The sequence below is a fragment of the Sandaracinus amylolyticus genome, from assembly GCF_000737325.1.
Classification (GTDB): domain Bacteria; phylum Myxococcota_A; class Polyangia; order Polyangiales; family Sandaracinaceae; genus Sandaracinus; species Sandaracinus amylolyticus.
In genome coordinates this window covers 5,173,422-5,197,358 of record NZ_CP011125.1, presented here as the reverse complement: position 1 = coordinate 5,197,358, position 23,937 = coordinate 5,173,422, and the positions used below count along the sequence as shown (strand labels likewise).

Here is a 23,937-nt window from a genome sequence, read left to right as displayed (position 1 = left end):
TCAGCGCCGGCCGAGCGGATCGGTCGGCGACGGCGGCGCGAGCAGCGCGCGCTCGTCGTCGGTCGGCGGAGGGAGGGCGGCGCGGGCGCGCGGGCGGGCGATCAGATCGGGCAGATCGAGCGGCGCGTCGGACGCGATCGGCGCGGCGCGGCGCGGCGGCGTGCCCATCGCGGCGCGCGACTCGGGGAAGCTGTCGAGCGCGGCCGTCAGGCGACGCAGCGGGTGCAGCGTGAGCTCTTCCCAGGCAGCGCGGATCGCGGCGCGCTCGTCGGCGTCGGTCGTCTCCTCCGCGAGCTCGCGCAGTCGCTCGGTGATCGCGACGGGCCCTCCGCGCGGGTCGATGTCGAAGCGCTCGAAAGGGCTCTTCTTGATCGTCGTCATCGCGACCTCGCGAGCTTCTCGCGCGCGGCGGGCAGGCGCGACAGCTCGGGGTGGATCTCCTCGGCGCGCGTGATGTCGCGCTTGGCGTCCTGCCAGGAGTCGGCGGCGCGCAGGACGGAGGGCCCCTCGAGCCTGCGCTCGGCGCGCGCGCAGAGCAGATCCGCGAGCACGAGCCGCGCGTTGCGCAGCGTCGGGCACAGCGCGTAGCCGCGCTCGGCGAGGCCGATCTGCGCGTCGAGCGTGGGCGCGAGCTCGGCGCGGAAGACCAGCACCTGCGCGCACTGCGCCGCCCACGCGAGCTCCATCGGGTCACGCTGGATGCGCATCGCGAGCGAGTCGCTCGGCTGCTCGAGGGGCCGCAACACGAGCCGCAGGTCGTCCCATTTGCGCGCGCGATAGAGGTCCCACGCGAAGCGCGGCAGCTCGCGCACCACGAAGCGCTCGACCTCGACCTCCTCGCCCGCCCAGCGCCACGCATCGCGCGCCCGCTCGAGCACCGACGCGACCTCGATCGGCTTCCACTCGCGCGCGGCGAGCTCCTCGATCTCGATCGACAGCGGCGCGAGCATCGTGTGCACCAGCTCGCTGCGCAGCCCGAGCGCGCGATCCTGCGCGCGATCGGCGAGCGCTCCGTCCGCGCCGGCGATCGCGACGACCTCGCTCGCCCGACCGAGCACGCGCAGCGCGATCGCGGCGCCGCCGCGCCGCGCGTCGATGCCCTCGCGCGCGATCGCGGCGATCACGTCGAGCCCTCGCATCGCGGCGGCGTCGACCGCGCGATCGATCTCGCCGGCGGGGAGCGCGCCCGCGATCACGTCGAGCGCGAGCTCGCGCAGGTAGGTCTGCTCGCGCCCGAGCGCGATCCAAGTCGCGCCGATCAGCATCAGCGCGTGCTCGAGCGTCTGGCGCGCCGCGCTCGTGCTCACCGCGTCCCGCGCGATCGCGTGCTCGGCGCGCGCGCGGTGGAAGAGCGCGAGGTGGTGCACCAGGGCGGGCGACCAGCCCTCGAGCCGCGAGGGCTCGAGCCGCACGAGCAGCGGCGCGGCGTTGCCCGACTCCGCCGCCGCGATCGCGTCGCGCGCGTCGGCGCGCTCGCGCAGGAGACGCACCATGCCGGACGCGCGCGGATGGAGCGGCGTCGCGCCCGGCGCGGCGCGCGCCCAGAGACGCTCGAGCACGTGCTCGTCCTCGATCCGAGCGAGCAGGGCCTCGTCCGCGGCGCGCCACACGTCGCGCACTCTAATCGGTGTCCCGGGCGGCACGCTCGTCGCTATTTACTCGGCCCGGCCGTCCCGATAGCATCCGACTCGCCCAAGCCGTTCAACGCGATGCCTCGACTGACGATCATCGGCCCCGAGGGGCGGCAGGAGGTGGAGCTCCAGGCGCACAACACGCTCGGACGCCACCCCAACAACACGGTCCAGGTCCTCGATCGCATCGTCTCGAAGGAGCACTGCCACATCGACCTCGTCGATGGCCGCTACCTCCTGCGTGATCTCGGATCGCTGAACGGCAGCTACGTCAACGGCGAGCGCATCGGGGAGCGCGTCCTCAGCCCGGGCGACGAGATCATGCTCGGCTCGACGCGGCTGATCTTCGACGCCGAGGGCGCGACGCGCGCCGCTGCCGGTGGGTACTCCGCGGCCGCGCGCGGTGGGTCGGGCCCGATGTCCGCGCCGCCTCCGCCGATGGGCTCGCCGGCGCCGTGGCAGTCGTCACCGCCGCCGCACCAGCAGCCGGTCGCGCAGCCGCAGCACGCGATGCCTCCGCTGGGTTCGCCGCAGCAGGGTCTGCCGCAGCAGGGTCTGCCGCAGCCCGCGTGGGCCCAGCCGTATGCGCCGCCGCCCGTGCCTGGCGCGCTCCCGGCGGTCCCGCCGCAGAACCTGTCGAAGGTCACGATCGCGCCGGGCATGGTCGAGAGCCACATCCGGACGAAGCTCGCGCCGCTGCTCGAGCAGTCGTTCCTCCCGGAGAAGCTCGTCCCCGACGTCGATCACCTGCGGCGCGACTACGAGAAGCTGCGCGTGAGCTACGAGCTCGCGCGCGCGATCGGCGCCGAGCTCGACATCTCGAAGGTCCTCAACAAGATCCTCGAGGCCGCGTTCCAGCTGCTGCCCGCCGATCGCGGCGTGATCCTGCTGTACGGCGACGATCGTGTGCTGCAGCCGCGCTGCGTGCGCACCCGCGCGGGCAACCAGGACCCGAACGAGCAGGTCCTGATCTCGAAGACGATCGTGGACCAGGTCGAGCGCGACAAGGCCGCGGTGCTCTCGAGCGACGCGACCGTCGACTCGCGCTTCCAGGGCGCGCACTCGATCATCATGCAGGGCATCCGCTCGAGCATGGCGGTCCCGCTGCTCCACTCGACGGAGCTCTTCGGGATCATGCTGCTCGACTCGCAGATCGCGACGAACGCGTTCACCGAGAAGGACCTGCAGCTCTTCCAGAACGTCGCGAACCAGGCGGCGATCGCAATCCAGAACTCGCTGTTCGCGCGCAAGCTCGAGCAGGAAGCCGTCACGCGCGAGCGCTTCCAGCGCCTGCTCTCGCCGCAGATCGCGCAGCAGGTCCTCGACGGCAAGGTCGAGATCAAGAAGGGCGGCGAAGGTCGTCGGACCACCGTGCTCTTCAGCGACATCCGCGGCTTCACGTCGATGAGCGAGAGCGAGTCGCCGCAGCTCATCGTCGACATGCTCAACGAGTACTTCGAGCTGATGGTCGAGGTGATCTTCAAGTACGAAGGCACGCTCGACAAGTTCGTCGGCGACGAGGTCATGGCGCTCTTCGGCGCGCCGGTCGGTCATCCCGACGACGCGACGCGCGCGGTGCGCACCGCGATCGAGATGATGGACGTGCTGAACGAGCTCAACCGGCTGCGCATCGGGCGCGGCGAGCCCGAGATCAAGATCGGCATCGGCATCAACACCGGTGAGGTCGTCGCGGGCTACCTCGGGAGCAGCAAGGCGCTCGAGTACACGGTGATCGGCGACACGGTGAACACCGGCGCGCGCCTCTGCAGCCTGGCGAAGGCAGGCGAGATCATCATCTCGCACAACACGTTCGAGGAGATCGGCGACCAGTTCGAGTGCGTCGAGCTGCCCGCGACGAACGTGAAGGGCAAGAGCCAGGCGCTCAAGATCTACAACGTCGTCGGCGAGAAGAAGGGCACCTTCTCGAGCGAGCGCACGCGCCCCGCCTGAGCCTCAGGGCTCCTGCGCGACGCGCGCGACGATCTCGGCGGCCATCGCGTCGATCGGCACCTCGGCCGCAGCGAGGCCGGCCTCGGCGACGCTGCGGGGCATGCCGTAGACGACGCACGTGCTCGCGTCCTCGACGATCACCTGCGCGTTGGCCGCGACGAGGTCGCGCGCGCCGGCGAGGCCGTCGTTGCCCATCCCGGTGAGCACGACCCCGAGCACGTCGGCGCCGAACACCTTCGCGGCGCTGCGGAAGAGGACGTCGACCGCCGGACGGTGCGGCGTCTCGAGCGGGAGCACGTCGAGCGCGCAGACCACACGCTCGTCCTCGCGCACGATCGACAGGTGCATGCCGGCGCGGGCGACCACCACGCGGCCGGGGACGAGCTCGAGGCCGTCGCGCGCCTCGAGGACCTCGAGCGGGCTCGCCTCGTCGACGCGCGCAGCGAATGCCTCGGTGTACCCGACCGGCATGTGGAGCACGACCGCGATCGGCACGGGGAACGACGCGGGGAGGGCGGACAGCACGCGCGTGATCGCGCGCGGGCCACCGGTCGACGCGCCGAGCACGAGGAGCTTCGTGCGCGCGGCCTGGGGCGCGACGACGATCGGTGTGACCGGCGTCGCCGTGGCGGCGGGGTGCACCTTCGCTTCGGCGGCGAGCAGCACGGCGCGCTCGACCGCGCCCGCGAGCTCGTAGAGGCGCTCGGTGGCGAGCGCCGTCGGCTTCTCGATGGTCGTGATCGCGCCGAGCTCGAGCGCCCTCACCACGAGATCGCTCTCCGACGCCGAGCTGCTCACGACGACGACCCGCGGCGCGTCCACCGCAGGCATCGCAGCGAGGACGCCGAGGCCGTCGAGGTTCGGCATCACGAGGTCGAGCGTGATCACGTCGGGGCGGAGCGTCGCGATCTTCTCGAGCGCGTCGATGCCGTCGCGCGCGGCGTCGACGACCTCGATGCGATCGCTGCGCGAGAGCACGTCGCGCAGCACCTTGCGCGCGAACGCGGAGTCGTCGCACACGAGCACGCGGACCTTGCGGTGCGGAGCGCTCATGAGGTCACGCCGTAGAGGAACACGCCGCCGCGCTCGACACACTGGAACATGCTGCCGAAGCGCAGCAGCGACTCCGATGCGCCGATCAGGAGCTCGCCGCCGGGCTGGAGGGCGCGCGCGAGCGAGCTCGCGACGCGCTGGATCTGCTCGTCGTGGAAGTAGATGAGCACGTTGCGGCAGACGATCGCGTCGAAGCGCCCGAGCGCCGCGACCGCGGCTTCGTCGACGAGGTTCACGCGGCGCCAGTCGATGCGCGCGCGCAGTCGCTCGTCCACGATCGCGCGATCGCCGTCGACCTGGATCCACGGAGGCATTCCGTCCGGCACGGCGCGATGCGCGCGTCGCGTGTGCTCGCCGCGTCGAGCGCGCTCGAGGGCGCGCGGGCTGATGTCGGTCGCGACCAGCTCCACGCGATCGAGCACGCCGGCGCGATCGAGGAGGATCGCCATCGTGATCGGCTCCTCGCCGGTCGCGCATGCGGCCGACCAGATGCGCACCTGCTCGCCGCGCCGCGCGCGCTCGATCAGCGGCTCGAGCAGCACCTCGAGGCCGCGCGCCTCGCGGAAGAAGTACGTCTCACCGACGACGAGCGCGTCGATGACGCGATCGAGCACCTCGCCGTCCGGGTCGTCGTAGCGCAGCGCGTAGTAGAGCTCGAGGAGCGTGGGGTAGCCCTCTTCGGCCGCGTGATCGGCGAGCTTCTGCTCGAAGAGATCGCGGTCGCGCTCGGAGTAGTGGAGGCCGGTGCGCTCTTCGACGAGGCGCGCGAGCACCGTCAGGATCTGCTGCGGAGCGCGATCGGTCATCGTCGTGCGAGCCCGTGCGCCGCGAACCGGCGCACCTCGGCATCCGGATCTCGCGAGAGCGCGCGCTCGAGCTGCGCGGCTGCCTCGCGGGGCGCGATCGCGGCGAGCGCCGCCGCAGCCGCGCGGCGCGCCTCGACCGACGTCGTGGCGAGCGCGACGCCGAGCGCGGCGCGCGCGTCCTCGCGGTTCATGCGTGCGAGCGCGGCGGTGAGGCGCGACGCCGTCGCGGCGTCGGCGTCCTCGAGCAGCTCGAGCATCGCGGGGATGCGTCCTCTCGCGGGGGTCGAGAGCGCGGCGAGCGTGAGCTCGCCGAGCGGCTCGTCGCGGTCGAGCTCGATCAGCGCGCGCGTGGTGTCGCGACCGTCGCGCGTCGCGAGCACGCCGAGCGCCGCGGCGCGCGTCTCGGGGTCGCCGGTGCGGACCGCGCGCACGAGCGCGGCGAGCACGTCGTCACCCTCGAGCGAGCCGAGCGAGGAGAGCGCGATGATGCGCGTGGCGGGATCGGCGTCGTCGCTGGCGGCGAGCAGCGCCGCGCGCGCGTCGGGCGGTCGCGCGATGCCGAGGCCCACGAGCGCGGCGCGACGCAGATCGGGATCGGCGGAGCGCGCGGCGTCGAGCAGCGCCTGCGACGCGCGCTCGCCGGGAAGGCGCGCCAGCGCGTCGATCACCGCGATGCGCACCTGGCCGGCGGGATCGCCGAGGTGCGCGACGAGCGCGTCGATCGCCGCCGTCGCGCCGAGGCGACCGAGCGCCTGACACGCGAAGTAGCGCGGCCACGGCGCCTCGTCGTCGAGCGCCTCGACGAGGCGCTCGACGGTCTCGTCGCTGCGATCCAGGTCGCCGAGCGCGCGCAGCGCAGCGGCGCGGACACGCGGGCGCGGGCTCCGGCTCGCGTCGAGGAGGGCCGAGCGCGCCTGCGGATGCTCGACGTACGCGAGGCTCGAGAGCGCGAGCTCGGCGATGCGATCGTCGGGCTCGGCGACCGCCGCGAGCAGCGGGGCGAGGGCGCTCGGCCAGCCGAAGTACCCGAGCAGGCGCAGCGCGGCGCGCCGGACGCGCGGATCGGCATCCCGCGTGGCGGCGATCGCGAGGGGCTCGGTCGACGCGTCGCCGAGCGCCTGGATCGCGGCGAGCGCGGCCTGCGCGACGCGCGCGTCGGGATCGGCGACGAGCGCGAAGAGCCGCGGCACGACCTCCGTCGCGCCGGCACGCGCGAGCGCGGCGCACGCGATCGCGCGCACGTCGGGGCGCGGATCGTCGAGGCACGACGCGATCGCCGACGCGTACTCGGTGCGCGCGACGATCTGCGGGACGACCAGGGCGCGCAGCTCGCTCGACATCCGCGGCAGTGCGTCGACGAGGCTGCGCTCCGCGGCGCGGCCGATGCTCGCGAGCCCCTCGGCGGCGGCGCGCGCGACGCGCGGGTCGTCGTCCGCGAGCAGATCGATCAGCGGCGGGGCACCGTCGTCGTCGCCGAGCCAGCCGAGCACGCGCGCGAGCGCGACGCGAGCCTCGGCGTCGCTGCCCGCGAGCGCCTGGGCGATCTGTCCTGCTGCGCCCTCGTGCTCCGCGAGCTCGGCGCGGATCGCCTCGATCGCGCCGGGCGCCGCGCCGAACCGGTCGTGCAGGCGATCGATCGCCTCGACCAGCGCGATCGCAGCGACGCGCGCCATCGACGTGCTGCGTGCGACGAGGCGCCGCGCGAGCGCGCCGACCGCCGCGAGATCGCCGTGACGCGCCAGGGCACGAGCAGCCTCGGGGCCGCAGAGGGGATCGTCCACGAGCCGCTCGAGCGGCGGGATCGCGCGTGCGTCCCCCGAGCGCGCGAGCACGTCGATCGCGGGGTACACGCGGAAGAAGCGACCGCTGCTCGCGGCTTCGATCACCGCGTCGAGCCCGGCGCCGCCGCCCACGCGACCGAGCGCCTCGAGCGCCGCGACCGCGACGTTGTCGTCGGGGTCGGAGACGCGCTCGGCCATCGCGGGGATCGCGACCGCGCTGCGCCGACGACCGAGGACCTGCAGCGCGTCGCACACCACCGCGGGCGGCGCTGCGTCGGCGAGGGTGAGCATCGCGGCGTCGACGTCACCGCTCGACGCGGCGAGCGCGTCGACCGCCGCCGCGAGGCGCGCCTCGCGATCGCGCCGGCTCTTCAGGATCTCGACCAGCGGCGCGACCGCGACGTCCCCGGCGCGCGCGAGCGCCGCGACGGCCGCGCGCCGCACCGGCCACGTCGGCGCATCGAGGCACGCGACGAGCTCGCCCAGCGTCGCGGGCAGCTGCGACGCGAGCTCGTCGACCTCGGCCGCGCGCGCGCGATCGGCGGCCGAGAGCGCGAGACGAGAGGTCACGCGTGCCCCGTGCCGCGGTGGACGCCGCTCCCCGGACCGCCGCTCTCCGTCGAGACGGCCGCGGCCAGCGTCGAGACCGTCTCGTTCTGCTCCGCGACCAGCTCGCGGACGCGCGAGACGCCCTCGGCGATCTCCGCTGCGCTCGACGCGAGCGTGCGCAGCCCCGTCGCCTGCTGCGCGGTGACGCCGACGATCTCTCTCGCGCGCTCGCGCATCGTGCCGAGCTCCTTCGCGATGCTCGAGCTCACGCTGCCCTGCTCGATCGTCGCGCGCGCGACGGTGGTGATGTCGCGGCTCTGGCGCGTCGCCGCGGCGGCGAGATCTTCGAGCGCGCGGCTCTGCTCCTCGACGGCGCGCGCCGTCTGCTTCGCGATGCGCCGCACGTCGTCGCCGCCCTTCGCGAGCGACGACGTCGCCTGGCTCTGCTCCGACGCGGCCCGCGTGATCGACTGCGCGAGCCGCGCGACCTCGCGCGCCGTCGACTCGATCTCCTTCGTCGCGCGGGACTGCTCGTCGAGGGCGCGGGCCGTCTGCACCGCGTCCTTGCGCGACGCGTCCATCGCCTTCGCGATCTCGCTCGCGCCGCGGGCCTGCTCGCCGAGCCCTCCGATCGTGCGCTGCGTCGCGGTCGCGACCTCGGCCGCCGCGGCAGCCGTCGCGCCGATCGATTTGCTCTGCTCCGCCATCGCGGAGGTCGTCCGCTGCGCGAGCCCGCGGAGGCGGTTCGCCGCGCCCGCGAGCTGCGTCGACGCGGCGGCCTGCTCCTGCGCGGCGACCGCGACCTGCTCGGCCGTCGTCGTGAGCTGCGCGTTCGCGCGCACCACGTCGCGCAGGCGGCGCGCCTGATCCGCGGTCGCCTCGGACGTCTGGCGCGCCATCTTCCGCAGCTCGTTCGCGTCGCGCGTGAGCGTCTGCGTCGCCTGGACCTGCTCGTCGGCCGCGTTCGCGATCGTGCGCGCGTGCTCGCTCGTGCGCTGCGTCGCGCCGACGACCGCCTGCACCGCGCCCGTCTGCTCGGCCGCGCCGCGCGCGAGATCGCGGACTCCGCCGCCGAGCTCCTCGACACCGCCGAGGATCGTCGCCAGCGCGCGCTCGGCGTCGCCCGCGAGCGACGCCCCTTCGTCCGCCGCGCGCAGCCCGTCGCTCGACGAGCTGACCGCGTCGCGCGCCGTGCTCTGCAGCTGGCGGACGATCTTCGCGATGTCCGCGCTCGCCGCGGCCGCGCGATCCGCGAGCGCGCGGATCTCCTCGGCGACGACCGCGAACCCGCGACCGTGCTCGCCGGCGCGCGCCGCCTCGATGCTCGCGTTCAGCGAGAGCAGGTTCGTGCGATCCGCGATGACGTTGATCGTCTGCACGATGTCGCCGATCTCCTCGGCGCGGCGGCCCATCTCCTTCACGACCCCCGCCGACTCCGCGATCGAATTGCGGATCCGGCCGAGCCCCGCGATCGACTTCGCGACCGTCGCGCCGCCTTCGCGCGCCGCACCGCCCACGCGATCGGCGGTGATGCGCGCGCTCTCCGCGACCTGCGCCATCCGGCGCGTCGACGTCTCGAGCTGCCCCGCGGCCGTCGCGCTCGTGGCGGCGAGCTGCTCGATCTGCTCCGCGCCGCGCGCGGACAGCTGCGCCGTGCGCGCGAGCTGCTCGATCGCCGTCGCGCTCGCGTCGACGACGCTCGCGTTCTTCTGCGCGGTCGCCGCGACCTCTTCGACCGACGACGCGATCTCGTTCGTGTTCGACCCCACGTTCGCCGCCGATTCCTGCAGCGCGCGCGCGTGATCGGCGGTGCTGCGGATCGAGCGCGCGAGCTCTTCGGTCGTCGTGCTCGTCTGGTCGACCGCCGCCGCCATCTCGGCGCTGTCGCGGGCGACCACGGCGAGCGCGTCGCCGACCGACGCGACGGTCGTGCTGACCTCGCCGATCCGCGCGCCCACGCCGCGTGCGTCGGTCGCGAGCCGCGTGATCCCCGCCGACATCTCGGCCGCGGTCGCCGCGACCTGCTCGACCGATGCGGCGCTCGTCTGACCGCGCGCCGTGATGTCCGCGACCGTCGCGCTGGTCTCGCTGGCGCTCGCGAGGAGCTGCTCGCTCGCCGCCGCGAGCTCCTGCGCGTCGCTCGCGACGCTCTTCACCGAGCGTGCGGTCTGCTCGAGCGTCGTCGCGGTCGCGTCCGCGGACTGCGCGAGCGACGCCGCGTCGGCCTCGACCTTGCGCACCGACGCCGCGACCTCGGAGAGGCCGCTCGCCGTCTCCTCGCCGCTCTTCTGGAGGCCGCGCGCGAGATCACCGACGTTCGCCTGCGAGCGCGAGAGCTCCTCGGCCGACACCGAGGCGCTCTCGATGCCCGTGGCGACCGCCTCGATCGCGGCGCGCACCTGGTCGCCCGCCGCGGCCCGCTCGCGTCCCGCGCCCGCGATCTGCTCTGCCGAGACCTCGATGCCGCGCCCGAGCTCGGAGGTCTCCGCGAGCGCGCGCGCGATCGCGCCGAGCTGCCCGAGCGCCGCCGCGGCGTACGAGGTCCCGTTGTCCGTCTGCTCATTCGCCATCGAGCCGCTCCTCGCCGACCACCCGGTCGAGATCGATCAGCATCACCATGCGCCCCGCGACCTGCGCGATCGCGCGCACGAAACCCGCGCTCTGCGCCGCTACCATCGGCGGCGGCGGCTTGAGCTGCTCCGGCGCCAGCCGCGCGACCTCGCGCGCCGCGTCGACCAGCAGCGCCACCGCGCGCTCGCCGCGCTGCGCGACGACCACGCGCGTATCGATCGTCCGCTCGCGCACCGGCGCGTTGAAGCGCACGCGCAGATCGACGACCGGCACCACGCGCCCGCGCACCTGCACGATCCCCGCGACGTGCGCCGCCGCGTTCGGGACCGGCGTCGCGCCGTCGTACGACTCCATCTGGAGCACCTCGTCGGCGGCGATCGCGTACTCCGCATCGCCGACGCGGAAGAGCACGTGCAGCACGCTCACGTCCGCACCTCGCTCGGCTCGAAGGAGCGCACTTCGGCGCTCATCCGCGAGAGCAGCGCCACGAGGTCGACGACCAGCGTGGGCCTGCCGTCGCCGAGATCGGTCGCGCCGGTCACGCCGGGCACGCGCAGCAGCGGATCTTCGAGCGGCCTCACCACGACCTCCTGCTGGCCGATCGTGCGATCGATCGCGAACGCGATCGCGTCGCCGTCACGCCGTACGACGAGCGCCTTGGGGCGCTCGGGATCGGAGCTCGACAGGCCCAGCGTCCGATCGAGCCGCACCAGCGGCACGGGCTCGCCGCGCCGCTCGATCAGCGCGACCGTCGAGGCACCGTGCACGCGCGGCGGCGCCGAGACGTGCGTCGGATCGACCTCGATGATCTCGTCGATCGTCGCCATCGGGACGACGAAGCGCTGCGCGCCGCACTCGAACGTGAGCACGTCGACGATCGACAGCGTGAGCGGCACGCGCGCGGTGATCGTCGTGCCGCGCCCGGGCGTCGTCGTCATCGCGAGATCGCCGCCGAGCTCCTCGACGACGATGCGGCGCACCACGTCCATGCCGATGCCGCGTCCGCTCGTCGTGCTCACCTGATCGCGCGTCGAGAGCCCGGGCCGGCAGAGCAGCTGGAGGAGCGCCGCGTCGTTGTTCGGCACCTCGACGCCCGCGCGCGCGGCGACGCGCTCCGCGTCGATGCCGCGTCCGTCGTCCTGCACGATCAGCGCGATCTGCCCGGTGCCGCGCGTCTCGAACGTCACGCGGAGAAGACCTTCCTCCGGCTTGCCCGCCTGCCGTCGCTCCTCCGCCGGCTCGATCGCGTGATCGACGGCGTTGCGCACGAGGTGCACGAGCGCCGGGAAGAGCCGCTCGGCGACCGCCTTGTCGAGCTCGGTGCGCCCCGCGTCGAGCTCGAGGCGCACCGCCTTGCCCGTCGCGCGCCGCAGCCCGCGGACGACCAGCGGCACGCGCTCCAGCACCTCGCTCGCGGGCACCATGCGCAGCTGCAGCACCGCCGCGCGCATGTCGCGCAGCTGCCGCGACTGCTCGCGCAGGACGATCTGCAGCCCTCGCACGTCCGCGCCGCGCGAGGCGAGCGCCGCGATCTCGCGCGCGAGCACGCCACGCGAGATCACGAGCTGCGCGAGCCGCTCCAGCGCCTCGTCGAGCCGCGCGACGTCGACGCGCACCACGCCGCGGCGCTGCACGTCGTCGCGCTCGTCGTCCTCGATCGCCGGGATCGGCGCGACCTGCGGCTCGGGCGCCGGCGCGCTCGCCGCGGGCTCGCCCACGATCTCGATCGAGCCGGCATCGACGCCGACCGCGCGCACGACCTCCTCGTCGGATGCGTGCGTGAGCACGAGCAGCGCGAACGTGAGCCCGGCCGGTGCCTCCGCGCTCCGCGGCGCCGACACCGGGACGACCTTCACGATCTCGGAGATGACACCGAGCCGCTCGCGGACGGTGTTGATGTTCGTGCCCGCCGCCGCACGCTCGGGCGACGGCGCGAAGCGCACGCACAGCGCGCGCCGGCCACCGGCGATGCCGCGCTCCAGCGTGTCGCGCTCGAACGCCGCGATCTTCGCGTTCACCACGGGATCGAGCGCGAGCCCGCCGGTCGCACGCGCGACCGGCAGCGGCGTGCGGACCTCGTCGAGCGCGTCGAGCGCCGAGAGCAGCGCGCTCGGCGGCGCGGGCACCGGGCGATCGCTCGCGAGCGCGCGAACGCGCTGCTGGATCGCGGCGACCGCCTGCAGCATCACGTCGATCGCGCCCTCGGGCACGTGCCCGCCCGCGCGATCCGCCGCGCGCAGCGACGCCTCCATCCGGTGCGCGATCGCGACGATCGGCTCCACGCCGACCATCGCGGAGAGCCCCTTGATCGTGTGCAGCGCGCGGAACAGCTCGCGCACCGCGCGCAGCGTCGGCTCCCCCGCGCGCAGCGCGGCGTCGAGCGCGAGGAGCTGCGTGTTCGCGTTCGCGAGGTGCTCGTCGACCTCGTCGAGGTATGCGTCGAGGAACTCGCGCAGATCGACGCGGCTCACACGCCCTCGGCGGGGCCGAGCAGAGCGCGCGTCTCCGCGAGGATCTCCTCCGGCGAGAAGGGCTTGACCATGAACCGCGACGCGCCCGCCTCGAGCGAGCTCGCGCGCGACCCTTCGTCGCCGCGCGTCGTCACCACGATGATCGGCAGCGTCTTGAGGTGATCCTGCCCGCGCACGAACTCGAGCACCTCGATGCCGCCGATGTCCGGCATGTTGAGGTCGAGCACGACGAGCTCGAAGCGCTCCATCGAGAGCCGCTCGATCGCCTCGAGGCCGCTGCCCGCGTGGGCGAACACGGCGCCGGGCAGACCTCGCAGGCACGCGACGACCATGTCGCGCATCACCTTGCTGTCGTCCACCACGAGGATGTTGGCCACGCTGACCTCAGGTCTCGAGGGCTCTCATCGAGCCGGTCCGGGGAAGGAAGCGACGAACGCGGAGCGCGCGATCGTCGAACGCTCCCGCGCGCGCGGTCAACGTTCCGGCGGAGGAGCCTCGGGACGCCGAACGAGCCTGCGGATCACCGAGAGCAGCTCGTCGATGTCGAGCGGCTTCGGCACGTGCACCTGGAAGCCCGCGGCGAGCGCTTCCCAGCGATCCTCGTCGCGCGCGTGCGCGGTGAGCGCGATGGCCGGTACCCACTTCGCGCCGAGCCGCGCGCGCACCGCGCGCATCAGCCCGTAACCGTCGAGGTTCGGCATCGAGACGTCCGACACCATCAGGTCGGGCACCGATGTCTCGAGCAACGCGAGCGCCGCGGCCGCCGACGACGCGGTCTGCACCGACGCGCCCGCGCGCTCGAGCGCGACGCGCAGGAGCTCGAGCCCGTCGGGATCGTCGTCGACGACGAGCAGGTGCAGCCCGCGCGCGTCGTCGCGCACCCGCGGTACCTCCGTCGCGTCCGGCCGCTCGTGCATCGTGTGCGCAGGGAGGTGGATCTCGAACGTCGCGCCGTGGCCCGGACCGGCGCTGAACGCCTGCACGCGGCCGCCGTGCAGCTCCGTGAGCTGCCGGACGATCGCGAGCCCGAGGCCGAGCCCGCCCTGCTCGCGCGTCGTCGTCGAGTCCGCCTGGCGGAAGCGATCGAACACGTGCGGCACGAGCGCGGGATCGATCCCGATGCCCTCGTCGCGCACGCGCAGGCAGACGTCGTTGCACTCCTGCGCGAGCGTCACCTCGATGCGACGGCCCGCCGGCGTGAACTTGATCGCGTTCGACACGAGGTTCCACGCGACCTGCTGCACGCGCGCGGGATCGCCCCAGATCATCAGCCCGCGGTCGACGCGCTGCTCGATCACCACGCCCTTCGCCGCGGCCGCGGGACGCAGGCTCTCGATCGCCTGCTCGACCTCGTCGGCGGCGTCGAGCGTCACGCGCTCGAGGCGCAGCTTCCCCGCGATCACGCGCGAGAGATCGAGCAGGTCGTCGACGATGCGCGCCTGCGCGCGCGCGTTGCGCTCGATCGTGTCGAGCGCGCGCTCGGAGCGCGTCGTGTCGAGCGTCCCCGAGCGCAAGAGGCGCGACCATCCGAGGATCGCGTTGAGCGGCGTCCGCAGCTCGTGCGAGACCATCGCGAGGAACACGTCCTTCGCGCGGTTCGCGGCTTCGGCCTCGGCGCGCGCCTCTCGCTCGCGCACGAGCAGCGTGGCGATCTCGCGCTCCGCGCGCTCGGCGCGATCACGCAGCTGCTTCGCGCGCACGAGCGTCGCCACGCGCGCCAACAGCTCGGCCGCGCTCGCCTGCTTGCCGACCCAGTCGTCGGCGCCCGCGGTGAGCGCCTCGAGCATGTCCTGCTCGTCACCGGTCGACGTGAACACGAGGATCGGCAGCCCGAGCGTCGCCTCCTGCGTGCGCAGGAACCGGCACACCTCGATCCCCTGCACGCCGGGCATGTGCCAGTCGAGCACCAGCAGATCGGGCAGCTCGCCCGTGGCCGCGCGCTCCAATACGCCCGCGCCGTCGCTGAAGAGCACGACGTGGTAGGTCGCGGACAACGTGCGTCGAACCGCCTCGGCTTCGATCGTGACGTCCTCGGCGACCCAGACGGTCGGCCGTGCTCCCTCGGTCATGCTCACGTGCGCGGCGTCGTTCTTTCCGACGCGTCGGTGCACCAACGAGCAGACGAGCGCCGATCCCAGTTATCGGCCCAGATTCGGGGACGTCAACATCCTCGCGCGGGCGATGTGCCCGGGGGCACGCACGACGCTTCGCCCCGCGATCCAGGGCTGCTAGCATCGGCGCCTTCCGGCATGGCCCATCTGGATTTCGAGAAGCCCATCGTCGAGCTCGAGGATCGTATCCGTGAGCTCAAGCTCTACGGCGTGCGCGAGCAGGGGTTCGAGTCGGAGCTCCGCAAGCTCGAGGAGCGCGTCACCACGCTGCAGAAGGAGATCTACGACGAGCTCTCCGTCTGGCAGAAGGTCCAGCTCAGCCGACACCCCGATCGCCCGTATTTCCTCGACTATCTCGAGCGCCTCTTCGACGACGTCGTCGAGCTCCACGGCGATCGCGCGTTCTCCGACGATCCGGCGATCGTCTCCGGGTTCGCGCGCCTCGACGGCAAGAGCGTCGCGGTGATCGGCCACCAGAAGGGCCGCACCACGAAGGAGAAGCTGCGCCGCAACTTCGGCATGGCGCACCCCGAGGGTTATCGGAAGGCGATGCGCATCATGGAGATGGCGGATCGCTTCCGCCGCCCGGTGCTCACGTTCATCGACACGCCCGGCGCGTACCCCGGCATCGGCGCGGAGGAGCGCGGGCAGAGCGAGGCGATCGGACAGTCGCTCCTCGTGATGTCGCGCCTCCGCGTGCCGGTGATTGCCACGGTGATCGGCGAGGGCGGATCGGGCGGCGCGCTCGCGCTCGGCGTCGCGAACCGCGTGCTGATGATGCAGTTCGCGACGTATTCCGTGATCACGCCCGAGGGCTGCGCGTCGATCCTCTGGCGCGACGGAACGCGCGCGGCCGAGGCCGCGGTGCAGCTCAAGCTGCTCGCGGGCAACGCGCGCGAGCTCGGGGTCGTCGACGAGGTCGTCACCGAGCCGACCGGCGGCGCCCACCGCGATCCCGACGACGCGGCGCGGCGCCTCGGCGCGTCGCTGCGGCGCCACCTCGCGGAGCTCGGCGCGATGGACGGCGCTGCCCTCGTGGAGCAGCGCTATCGCAAGTTCCGCGCGATGGGCGTGATGCACTCCCTCTCGCCGACGGACAGCTGATGCACCCGCAGCACTCGCCGGCGCCGGTCGCTCCCGGTCACGCGAATCGCTCGCTGCCGAGCACGCACATCGAGGACCCGTACCGCACGCGCAAGATCGTCGGCGGGATCCTGTGGTTGCTCGGGCAGATCGTCGGCTTGGCGCTGCTGGTGATGCTCTTCGTGCTCCTGCCCGCGCTCTCGGCGAACCCCGGGCAGGCGTTCTTCGGCATGGCGGTCGGCGCGTCGCTCGCGTTCCCGGCGATGTGCGTCTACCTGACGTTCCCGCGCCTGCTCGATCGCTACGACCCCGAGCCGTTCTACGCGCTCGCTCTGTGTCTGCTCTGGGGCGCGTGCGCGGCGTGCGGCTTCTCGGCGCTGATCAACTCGGGCGTCGACGCGGCGGTCGCGTCGGTCGCGGGCGCCGAGTGGGGCAACACCGTGGGCGCGGTCGTGTCCGCGCCGCTCGTCGAGGAGTTCTGGAAGGGCATCGCCGTCGTCGGCGTCTTCTACTTCCTGCGCAACGAGTTCGACGGCGTCGTCGACGGGATCATCTACGCGACGTTCACCGCGATCGGCTTCGCCGCGACCGAGAACGTCATCTACTACGCGAACGCGCTGAGCGAGGACCCGCAGGCGCTCGCGTTCACGTTCGTCATCCGCGGCGTGATCGCGCCGTGGGGCCACCCGCTCTACACGTCGATGACGGGCATCGGGCTCGGCATCGCGCGCGAGAGCCACCGCACCTGGGTGAAGCTGCTCGCGCCGCTGATGGGCTACGGCGGCGCCGTGTTCCTCCACGCGCTGTGGAACGGCTCGGCGACGCTCGCCGACGCGATGGGCGCGTCGGGCATCTTCCTGCTGCTCCTGCCGCTCTGGCTCGTCTTCGTCGCGGCGTTCGTGATCATCGTGATGGTCCTCGTGGTGCGGCGCGGTCGGATCATCCGCGAGCACCTGCTCGACGAGGTCGCGCTCGGGCACCTCTCGCAGAAGGAGCTCGACCTCGTGTGCTCCGCGTTCGGCGGGCTCGTCGCGTGGTTCCGCAAGGGCGGCAAGGGCACGGAGTTCGTGCGCGCGGTCGCGCGCCTCGGGCTCTCGAAGTGGCACACCGCGCGCGCGGTCCGCGGTCAGAACAAGACGTTCTCGATGGACTTCATCCTCCCGCTGCGCGCGAAGATCCGCGAGCTGCGCGCGCAGGGCGCCTCGCCCGCCTGACGCGCGAGGTGTGGCGAGCGCGCGCGACGGTCGTGGCGCGCGTGTGACGCCCGATCGAGGACGTGGTCCGCGTACGCGCGAAGGAATCCGCGTCGGCGCGCGGTTCGCAATCGTGCACGCCCAGGGAATTGGTGATGCACAAGGGTGGGGCGCTGGTCGCGGGAACGCTCTCGTTGCTCGTCGCCGCGTGCGGCGACGGCGGCGGGACGACACCGCCAGTCGATGGCTCGGTGCCGCTCGTCGGCGACGACGCGGCGGTGACCACACCGCCACCGCCGCCTCCACCGCCGCCGGGGCCGATCGACTGCGCGGCGGGCGGGGTCGCGTCGTTCTCGGGCACGGTGCAGGCGCTCGCGGATCGCGCGGCGATCGCGGGCGCGCGGGTCTGCGTGCTCGAGCACCCCGAGATCCCGTGCGCGACGACGAACGCCGCGGGCTTCTATCTCCTCGCGTGCGCGCCGATCGGCGACGCGGCGATCTCGTTCGAGGCCGACGGCTTCGCGAGCGGCGTGTGGCTCTGGCGCGGCGTCGCCGGGGACCCGACGGATCTCTCGGTGCTGCTCGCGCGCAACAGCGAGAACACCGGATACCTCTCGCCGACCGGCGTGACGTACCCCGACGGGTCGAGCGCGCTCGTGACGATCGACGCGAACGGCGCCGTCGAGGGCCTGACCGCGCGGCTGCGATCCGGCAGCGGTCACGGCGCGTTCTACAGCGCGGACGACGGAGGCCGGATCGATCCCTCCGCCACGTTTCTCGAGGACGAGAGCGAGCTCGTGTTCTTCGTCGCGCGCCCGTGGGAGGGCTGGAGCGAGCTCGAGATCGAGCTCGTCGCGCCGGGACGCACGTGCTCGCAGACCGACGGCGCATGGCAGGCGCGCGATGGCGCGGTGAACGCGGTGCGGGTGCCGGTGCGGCCGGACACCGAGACCGTGATCTGGATCACCTGCGAGTGATCACGACGAGCGCACGCCGGCGACCGCCGAGCGTGTCGCCGACGCGACGGAGCAGCGCGTGCGCACGCTCGTGGTGTCCGCGTGGATCGACCTCGAGCAGCGCGTCGATTGGCCCGCACGCGATCGCCTCGATCCCATCGACCTCCGACGCGAGCCGTGCGCGGAGCTCGGCGTGCGTCGGCGGGACGAGCTTCGCGGCTTCGGTGAGCAGCCAGAGCAGCTCGTGCAGCTCGCGCAGCACGCGGAACGCGTCGTCGCGCTGCGGCGCGTCGGCGAACGCGCGCGTGACGCGCGGCCCGGCGCCATAGCAGTCGAACGCGGCGCACCCCGAGAAGCCGCGCACGACGAGCTGATCGTGGATCGCGCAGCGATCATCCGTGCACAGGTACCGGCAAGGCTCGCCGGCGCCCTTGTCGATCGCGAACTCCTCGGACGCGTCGAAGGGCAGGGCAGTGCAGCACAGCGCGGCGCACGCGCTGCAGTCGGCGACGAGATCGGAGCGGCGCATCGAGGCCTCGCGGGCGCACGAGGACGCACCGGCGCGTCTCGCGCGCGGTGGGCCCCGGCAGCGTGGAGAGCGACGAGCGGAGAGGCGCGCATGCGCGCGCCGGCTCGTCGCGATGGAGACGGAACGAAAACGCCAGCCGGAGGCTGGCGCGTGCGGGAAACGAAAACGCCAGCCCGTGAGGGCTGGCGACTCGAGGACCCTATCAACGCGTCGCGCGACGAGCAAGCGCGTCGTGGAGCAACGCCTCGATCTCCGGGATCCGCTCGAACGAGCGCGCGACCATCTCCTCGTGATCCGCGCCCTCGATCGCGACGATGCGCGCGCGAGAGAGCGCGCGCGTGATGCGTCGCGCGTCGTCGATCGGCGCGCGCCGATCCGCGCCCCCCGCGAAGACGAGCACCGGCACGTCGCGATCGATCGCGCGCGCGCTCGCCTCCGGGCGGATGCGATCGAGCTCGGGCATGACGACGCGGGCACCGAGGAGCAGCGCGCCATACGCGAGACCGTCGAGGAGCGGCGGCAGATATCGCTCGGTGCGCCGCGCGACGGCGTCGCGCAGATCGGCATACGGCGCGACCAGCACGAGCCCGTCCACGCGCGCGCCGAGCTCCGCCGCCGCGAACACCGACGCCGCGGCGCCGAGCGACGCGCCGAGCAGCACGACCGGCCGCGAGGGCTCCTCGCGCTCGAGGTGCTGCACCGCCGCGATCACGTCGCGCCGCGCGCTCCATCCGACGTCGTTGACGTCGCCCTCCGAGTCGCCGTGCGCGCGCACGCTGATCGCGAGCACGTCGTGCCCGCGCGACGCGAGCGCCTGTGCTTCCTCGATCATCGCGGAGCGCGCGCTGCCGTTCCCGTGCGTCACCACGATCGCGGCGCCGTCGCCGCCCTGGAGCTCCCACGCACCGATCGCGACACCGTCCGACGCACGCAGCCGCAGCGCTCGCGCGCCGTCCGGCGTCGGCTCCTCGAACCGCGCCCGCGCGCGCCGTGTCAGCGCCACGGCCGCGCCGATCCCGCTGCCTGCCCAGAGCACCGAGAGCACGCACAGCGCGATCGCGCCTCGCACCACGTTGCGTCGCATCGCTCGTACTCTCCGCGCTCCATGCCGGATGTCGAACCGCGAGCTACGCTGCGCCCTCCGATGGCCCGGCTCTCCGCAGGTCTCCACGAGCTCGCTCCGAACGTCTACGCCCACGTCTTCGACGCGAACGCCCCCGGGCCCACCGCGCTCGTGCAGGCAGGCATCCACGGCGACGAGATCGCCGGCGTGCACGCGCTCGAGGAGCTGCTCGAGGACGGCATCCGCCCCGCACGCGGCCGCCTGATCGTCGTGCCGGTGATGAACCCCGCTGCGTACCGCGCGCGTGTCCGCGCGTGCCCTCCGCGAAGAGATTGGGCAGGCCTCGATCTCAACCGACAGTTCCCCGGCGACGGCGCCGCGCCCGAGCGCGAGAAGCGCCTCGCGCGAACGTTCATGGATCTCGTGGTCGAGGAGCGCCCCGCGATGGTGTGCACGCTCCACGAGAGCCAGAAGCGCTACCACCCCGACGTGAAGCCCTCGTTCGGCCAGACCCTCGTCTACGGCGTCGATCCGATGCCCGCGACGATCGGCCGCGTCGTCGATCGTCTCAACGCATCGCGCGCCTCCGACGACGAGCACTGGGCGCCGCAGTACTACCCGGTCGCGACCTCGTCGACCGAGGTGATCGTCGACGCGATCGGCTGTCTCGGCGTCTGCGTCGAGACGTGGATGGGCTTCGATCTCGCGCGCCGTGTCGCGATGCAGCGCGAGGTCGTGCGCCTCCTGCTCGACGACGTCGGCGTCCTCCCCTTCAGCCCCGGAGAACAGGCATGAGCACGTTCGGCGCGTTCCCCCGCACCCGGCTTCGCCGCAACCGTCGCGACGCGTGGAGCCGCCGCCTCGTGCGCGAGTCGCACCTCTCGGCGAGCGATCTGATCTGGCCGGTGTTCGTGCACGAAGCGCCCGAGGCCGAGACGCCGATCGTGTCGATGCCCGGCGTCGCGCGTCACTCGATCGATCACCTCGTGAGCGTCTCGCGTCGCGCGTACGACGCGGGCGTTCCTGCGATCGCCGTGTTCCCGGTGATCGACCCCGCGAAGAAGACGCTCGACGGCGAAGAGGCGATCAACCCCGAGAACCTCGTGTGCCGCGCGGTGCGTGCCGTGAAGGAAGCGTGCCCCGAGCTCGGCGTGATCTGCGACGTCGCGCTCGATCCCTTCACCACGCACGGCCAGGACGGCCTCGTGCGCGACGGGTACGTGGTCAACGACGAGACCGTCGCGGTGCTCGAGCAGCAGGCGGTCGTGCAGGCCGACGCGGGCTGCGACGTGATCGCGCCCTCGGACATGATGGACGGCCGCATCGGTCGCGTGCGCGACGCGCTCGATCGCGCGGGGCACCAGAAAGTGCGCGTGCTCTCGTACGCCGCGAAGTACGCCTCCGCGTTCTACGGCCCGTTCCGCGACGCGGTCGGCAGCAAGGGCAACCTCGGCAAGGGCGACAAGCGCACCTACCAGATGGATCCCGCGAACCTCGACGAGGCGATGCGCGAGGTCGCGCTCGATCTCGAGGAGGGCGCCGACATGGTCATGGTCAAGCCGGGCATGCCGTACCTCGACGTGATCCGCCGCATCAAGGACGAATTCGGCGCGCCGACGTTCGCGTACCAGGTGAGCGGCGAGTACGCGATGATGCGCGCCGCCGCGCAGAACGGCTGGCTCGACTGGGATCGCGTGATCGTCGAGAGCCTCGTCTCGTTCAAGCGCGCGGGCGCGGACGCGATCCTCACCTACGCCGCGCTCGAGGTCGCCGAGCGCCTCGCGCGCGATCCCTACGAGCGGAGCTGAGCCCGATGCAGCCTTACCTGTTCGACGTGCTCGCCGATCCCGAGACGCACGGTCCGCTCTCGCGTGCGGGCGACGACGATCTCGCCAAGCTGCGCACCGCGATCGCCGAGCGTCGCGCTCGCCGCCGCGACGGCCACGCGGTTCCCTCGTTCGAGGGCGCGTTCCTCACGACGGATCGCAAGGCAGCCTACCTCGTCGAGGACGGCGTCCCGAACTTCGTCATCGACGAGCGCGTCGAGCTCGACAGCGCGCTGTGATCGCGCGGGGGCGCCGCGCCGCTCGGGCGATCAAGCGTCGCCGCGGAAGCGCGCGAGCACGAGGTCGAGCAGTGGCTCGATCCCTTCCTCGCGACGCAGCGTGACGAGCGGCACACCCGCGTCCTCGAGGCCCGGCAGCACCGCGCGCGCCCAGCCGCTCTCCGAGCCCCACACCACCGGCATCGCGCTCACCGGCACACCCCGCAGCATCGCGGTCAGCGCACGCGGCTCCACCGCGGCGGGGCTGGTCGCGTCGATCAACACGATCAGCGGTGAGTACGCGAACACCGCTTTGCGGAACGCCGCTTCGTCGACCACCGCCACCGCGTACACACGATCCTCGCCGAGGCACGCCGTGAGCCGCTCCGCGAACGCTTCGCTCGCGCCGAGCACCACCACCGGCACCGGCTTCTGCACGACCGCCATCTGCGTCGTCGCCGTCGGATCGCTCTCGCCCCACGCCTCGTGATCGACCTCGACGTCCACCGCGACTCCGTCTCCCTCGATCGCGCGCGCGAAGAGATCGTCGATGATCCGCAGGATCTGCGACGCGTCCTCGGGCCGCACCTTGCGACGCACCGCCTCCGCGAGCGCCTGCTCCGCGAACGAGCGCGTCTCCTCGAGCGACCGAGGTGGCTTGCTCCCCGAGATCTCCAGCGCGTCGAAGAGGAGCGCCGTCGCGATCTCGGGTGCGACCACGCCCTCGAGCGCTTCGCGCAGCAGCACCATCTCGGCTCGGGTCGCGCTCATCTCCGCGCGAGTATGACACCGCGTAGGGCACGCTCGACAAGCCCGACGTGCTCGGGTACGACGGCCTCGCAATGAACGGCACGCACGGGATCCGCGCCCTCTCCATCGCTCTCGCGCTCGCTGGTGCGAGCACCGCCGCGCTCTCCGCGTGCGATCGCGACGAGCCGCAGTTCCGCCCCTCGAGCAGCGAAGGCGCGGCCGCGCACGGCGATCCGCACGCCGCGCGCGACCCGCATGCGGCGCGCGATCCGCACGCCGATCCGCATGCCGATCCGCACGCGCGCGCCGCGCGTCCCGAGCCCGAGGAGCCCGAGGGCCTGCCCGCGCCCGCCGACGTCGCCGCTGCGCCCGCGGATGCCGAGCGCACCGCGTCGGGCCTCGCGTCGAAGGTCGTCCAGCGCGGCACCGGCAGCGATCACCCCGGCCCGCGCGATCGCGTGACCGTCCACTACACCGGCTGGACCACCGACGGCCGCATGTTCGACAGCTCGGTGACCCGCGGCGAGCCCGCGACGTTCCCGCTCGATCGCGTCATCCCCGGCTGGACCGAGGGCGTGCAGCTGATGGTGCAGGGCGAGAAGCGCCGCTTCTGGATCCCCGCGAACCTCGCGTACGAAGGTCGCCCCGGCCCGCAGGGCACGCTCGTGTTCGACGTCGAGCTGCTCTCGTTCGAGCGCGCGCCCGAGCCGCCCGCGGTCCCCGAGGACGTCGCAGAAGCGCCGCGCACCGCGCAGCGCACCGCGTCGGGCCTCGCGTCGCGCGTCCTGCGTCCCGGCACCGGCACGCGTCATCCCAGCGAGACGAGCCGGGTCGAGGTCCACTACAGCGGCTGGACCACCGACGGCCAGATGTTCGACAGCTCCGTCACCCGCGGTCAGCCCGCGCAGTTCCCGCTGAACCGCGTCATTCCCGGCTGGACCGAGGGCGTGCAGCTGATGGTCGAGGGCGAGAAGCGTCGCTTCTGGATCCCCGCGAGCCTCGCGTACGAAGGACGCCCCGGGCCCCAGGGCACGCTCGTGTTCGACGTGGAGCTGCTCCGCATCCTCGACTGATCGTCCTCGCGGTCCTCACGCAGAAGAAGAGAGCCGAGCACGCGGTCTCCGCGGCTCGGCTCTCGTGCGTTTTGGCGCTCCGTGATCTGCGCCGATTGGCACCCTGACTGGCACGCACCCGTGTGTGCCAGTGCGCCAACTGGGCACGATTCGTGTGAATCTCACTCACGCTGCGAGAACGGCAGTGCACGTCCCGGATGGTCGTGCGCGCACACAATTCGCGAAAACCCCTCTCGTTCCCGATGCGTGACCTGCGGAACCGGATGTGCTAGTCGGGTCGCCGCTTTGCTGCCCGTTAGGGTAGGGTGCGGGCACTGGACGCG

The 23,937-nt window shown here is 73.1% G+C and carries 21 protein-coding genes; 8 read left to right on the top strand and 13 right to left on the bottom strand.

Annotation, left to right across the window (positions count from 1 at the left end):
* Together DB32_RS22085 and DB32_RS22080 are read right to left on the bottom strand one after the other, a co-directional pair.
* Positions 1 to 381, bottom strand: coding sequence for a hypothetical protein (locus DB32_RS22085; protein ID WP_053234632.1), 381 nt, complete (start codon positions 379 to 381; stop codon positions 1 to 3).
* Entirely contained in the window at positions 378 to 1,643 is a 1,266-nt protein-coding gene (locus DB32_RS22080; protein WP_157069275.1) for a hypothetical protein, read from the bottom strand. Before DB32_RS22080 ends, DB32_RS22085 begins: the two co-directional genes overlap by 4 nt.
* 66 nt (positions 1,644 to 1,709) lie before the next feature.
* Here DB32_RS22080 and DB32_RS22075 point away from each other — a divergent pair, with 66 nt between their 5' ends.
* A complete protein-coding gene (locus DB32_RS22075; protein ID WP_053234630.1) occupies positions 1,710 to 3,581 on the top strand; it encodes an adenylate/guanylate cyclase domain-containing protein in 1,872 nt (623 codons plus the stop codon).
* Between the two features lie 3 nt (positions 3,582 to 3,584).
* Here DB32_RS22075 and cheB read toward each other — a convergent pair whose 3' ends face one another.
* The 8 genes from cheB to DB32_RS22035 form a co-directional block, all read right to left on the bottom strand.
* Positions 3,585 to 4,634 (bottom strand): chemotaxis-specific protein-glutamate methyltransferase CheB, encoded by a 1,050-nt coding sequence (gene cheB, locus DB32_RS22070; RefSeq protein WP_053234629.1) that lies wholly within the window; start codon positions 4,632 to 4,634, stop codon positions 3,585 to 3,587.
* Positions 4,631 to 5,440 carry a CheR family methyltransferase gene (locus DB32_RS22065; RefSeq protein WP_053234628.1) on the bottom strand — a complete coding sequence of 270 codons (810 nt, stop codon included), beginning with the start codon at positions 5,438 to 5,440 and terminating at the stop codon, positions 4,631 to 4,633. The genes cheB and DB32_RS22065 overlap by 4 nt, the downstream gene beginning before the upstream one ends.
* Positions 5,437 to 7,791, bottom strand: a complete 2,355-nt coding sequence (locus tag DB32_RS46955; RefSeq protein ID WP_053234627.1) for a HEAT repeat domain-containing protein — start codon at positions 7,789 to 7,791, stop codon at positions 5,437 to 5,439. The genes DB32_RS22065 and DB32_RS46955 overlap by 4 nt, the downstream gene beginning before the upstream one ends.
* The gene (locus DB32_RS22055; protein WP_053234626.1) at positions 7,788 to 10,340 is read right to left on the bottom strand and encodes a methyl-accepting chemotaxis protein; all 2,553 of its coding nucleotides are present in this window, start codon (positions 10,338 to 10,340) and stop codon (positions 7,788 to 7,790) included. The genes DB32_RS46955 and DB32_RS22055 overlap by 4 nt, the downstream gene beginning before the upstream one ends.
* Positions 10,330 to 10,767 (bottom strand): chemotaxis protein CheW, encoded by a 438-nt coding sequence (locus tag DB32_RS22050; protein ID WP_053234625.1) that lies wholly within the window; start codon positions 10,765 to 10,767, stop codon positions 10,330 to 10,332. The genes DB32_RS22055 and DB32_RS22050 overlap by 11 nt, the downstream gene beginning before the upstream one ends.
* Positions 10,764 to 12,812 carry a chemotaxis protein CheA gene (locus DB32_RS22045; protein WP_053234624.1) on the bottom strand — a complete coding sequence of 683 codons (2,049 nt, stop codon included), beginning with the start codon at positions 12,810 to 12,812 and terminating at the stop codon, positions 10,764 to 10,766. Before DB32_RS22045 ends, DB32_RS22050 begins: the two co-directional genes overlap by 4 nt.
* On the bottom strand, positions 12,809 to 13,189 hold the full coding sequence (locus tag DB32_RS22040; RefSeq protein WP_053234623.1) for a response regulator: 381 nt from the start codon (positions 13,187 to 13,189) through the stop codon (positions 12,809 to 12,811). The genes DB32_RS22045 and DB32_RS22040 overlap by 4 nt, the downstream gene beginning before the upstream one ends.
* A gap of 96 nt (positions 13,190 to 13,285) precedes the next feature.
* Positions 13,286 to 14,881 (bottom strand): response regulator, encoded by a 1,596-nt coding sequence (locus DB32_RS22035; protein ID WP_157069274.1) that lies wholly within the window; start codon positions 14,879 to 14,881, stop codon positions 13,286 to 13,288.
* Between the two features lie 180 nt (positions 14,882 to 15,061).
* Here DB32_RS22035 and DB32_RS22030 point away from each other — a divergent pair, with 180 nt between their 5' ends.
* The 3 genes from DB32_RS22030 to DB32_RS22020 all read left to right on the top strand — a co-directional run bounded on the left by DB32_RS22030 (position 15,062) and on the right by DB32_RS22020 (position 18,176).
* The gene (locus DB32_RS22030) at positions 15,062 to 16,027 is read left to right on the top strand and encodes an acetyl-CoA carboxylase carboxyltransferase subunit alpha (RefSeq protein ID WP_053234621.1); all 966 of its coding nucleotides are present in this window, start codon (positions 15,062 to 15,064) and stop codon (positions 16,025 to 16,027) included.
* On the top strand, positions 16,027 to 17,220 hold the full coding sequence (locus tag DB32_RS22025) for a PrsW family intramembrane metalloprotease (RefSeq protein WP_083457621.1): 1,194 nt from the start codon (positions 16,027 to 16,029) through the stop codon (positions 17,218 to 17,220). Before DB32_RS22030 ends, DB32_RS22025 begins: the two co-directional genes overlap by 1 nt.
* Positions 17,221 to 17,354: 134 nt before the next feature.
* A complete protein-coding gene (locus DB32_RS22020) occupies positions 17,355 to 18,176 on the top strand; it encodes a carboxypeptidase-like regulatory domain-containing protein (protein WP_053234620.1) in 822 nt (273 codons plus the stop codon).
* Here the strand turns inward: DB32_RS22020 and DB32_RS22015 are convergent.
* Positions 18,163 to 18,684: a hypothetical protein gene (locus DB32_RS22015; protein WP_053234619.1), complete on the bottom strand. Its 522-nt coding sequence runs from the start codon at positions 18,682 to 18,684 to the stop codon at positions 18,163 to 18,165. The genes DB32_RS22020 and DB32_RS22015 overlap by 14 nt on opposite strands.
* 202 nt (positions 18,685 to 18,886) lie before the next feature.
* Positions 18,887 to 19,768 carry an alpha/beta hydrolase gene (locus tag DB32_RS22010; RefSeq protein WP_053234618.1) on the bottom strand — a complete coding sequence of 294 codons (882 nt, stop codon included), beginning with the start codon at positions 19,766 to 19,768 and terminating at the stop codon, positions 18,887 to 18,889.
* A gap of 60 nt (positions 19,769 to 19,828) precedes the next feature.
* Here DB32_RS22010 and DB32_RS22005 point away from each other — a divergent pair, with 60 nt between their 5' ends.
* Genes DB32_RS22005 through DB32_RS21995 form a run of 3 tightly spaced genes read left to right on the top strand, consistent with a single transcriptional unit; the run spans position 19,829 to position 21,812 of the window.
* The gene (locus DB32_RS22005) at positions 19,829 to 20,542 is read left to right on the top strand and encodes a M14 family metallopeptidase (protein WP_053234617.1); all 714 of its coding nucleotides are present in this window, start codon (positions 19,829 to 19,831) and stop codon (positions 20,540 to 20,542) included.
* The gene (hemB, locus tag DB32_RS22000; protein ID WP_053234616.1) at positions 20,539 to 21,555 is read left to right on the top strand and encodes a porphobilinogen synthase; all 1,017 of its coding nucleotides are present in this window, start codon (positions 20,539 to 20,541) and stop codon (positions 21,553 to 21,555) included. The genes DB32_RS22005 and hemB overlap by 4 nt, the downstream gene beginning before the upstream one ends.
* Before the next feature lie 5 nt (positions 21,556 to 21,560).
* A complete protein-coding gene (locus DB32_RS21995; protein ID WP_053234615.1) occupies positions 21,561 to 21,812 on the top strand; it encodes a hypothetical protein in 252 nt (83 codons plus the stop codon).
* A gap of 30 nt (positions 21,813 to 21,842) precedes the next feature.
* Here the strand turns inward: DB32_RS21995 and DB32_RS21990 are convergent, their stop codons facing one another.
* Positions 21,843 to 22,562 carry a hypothetical protein gene (locus tag DB32_RS21990; RefSeq protein WP_053234614.1) on the bottom strand — a complete coding sequence of 240 codons (720 nt, stop codon included), beginning with the start codon at positions 22,560 to 22,562 and terminating at the stop codon, positions 21,843 to 21,845.
* Between the two features lie 71 nt (positions 22,563 to 22,633).
* On the opposite strand from DB32_RS21990, the gene DB32_RS21985 reads away from it, so the two are divergent.
* Positions 22,634 to 23,614 carry an FKBP-type peptidyl-prolyl cis-trans isomerase gene (locus tag DB32_RS21985; protein ID WP_083458542.1) on the top strand — a complete coding sequence of 327 codons (981 nt, stop codon included), beginning with the start codon at positions 22,634 to 22,636 and terminating at the stop codon, positions 23,612 to 23,614.
* The last annotated feature ends 323 nt before the right edge of the window (positions 23,615 to 23,937 follow it).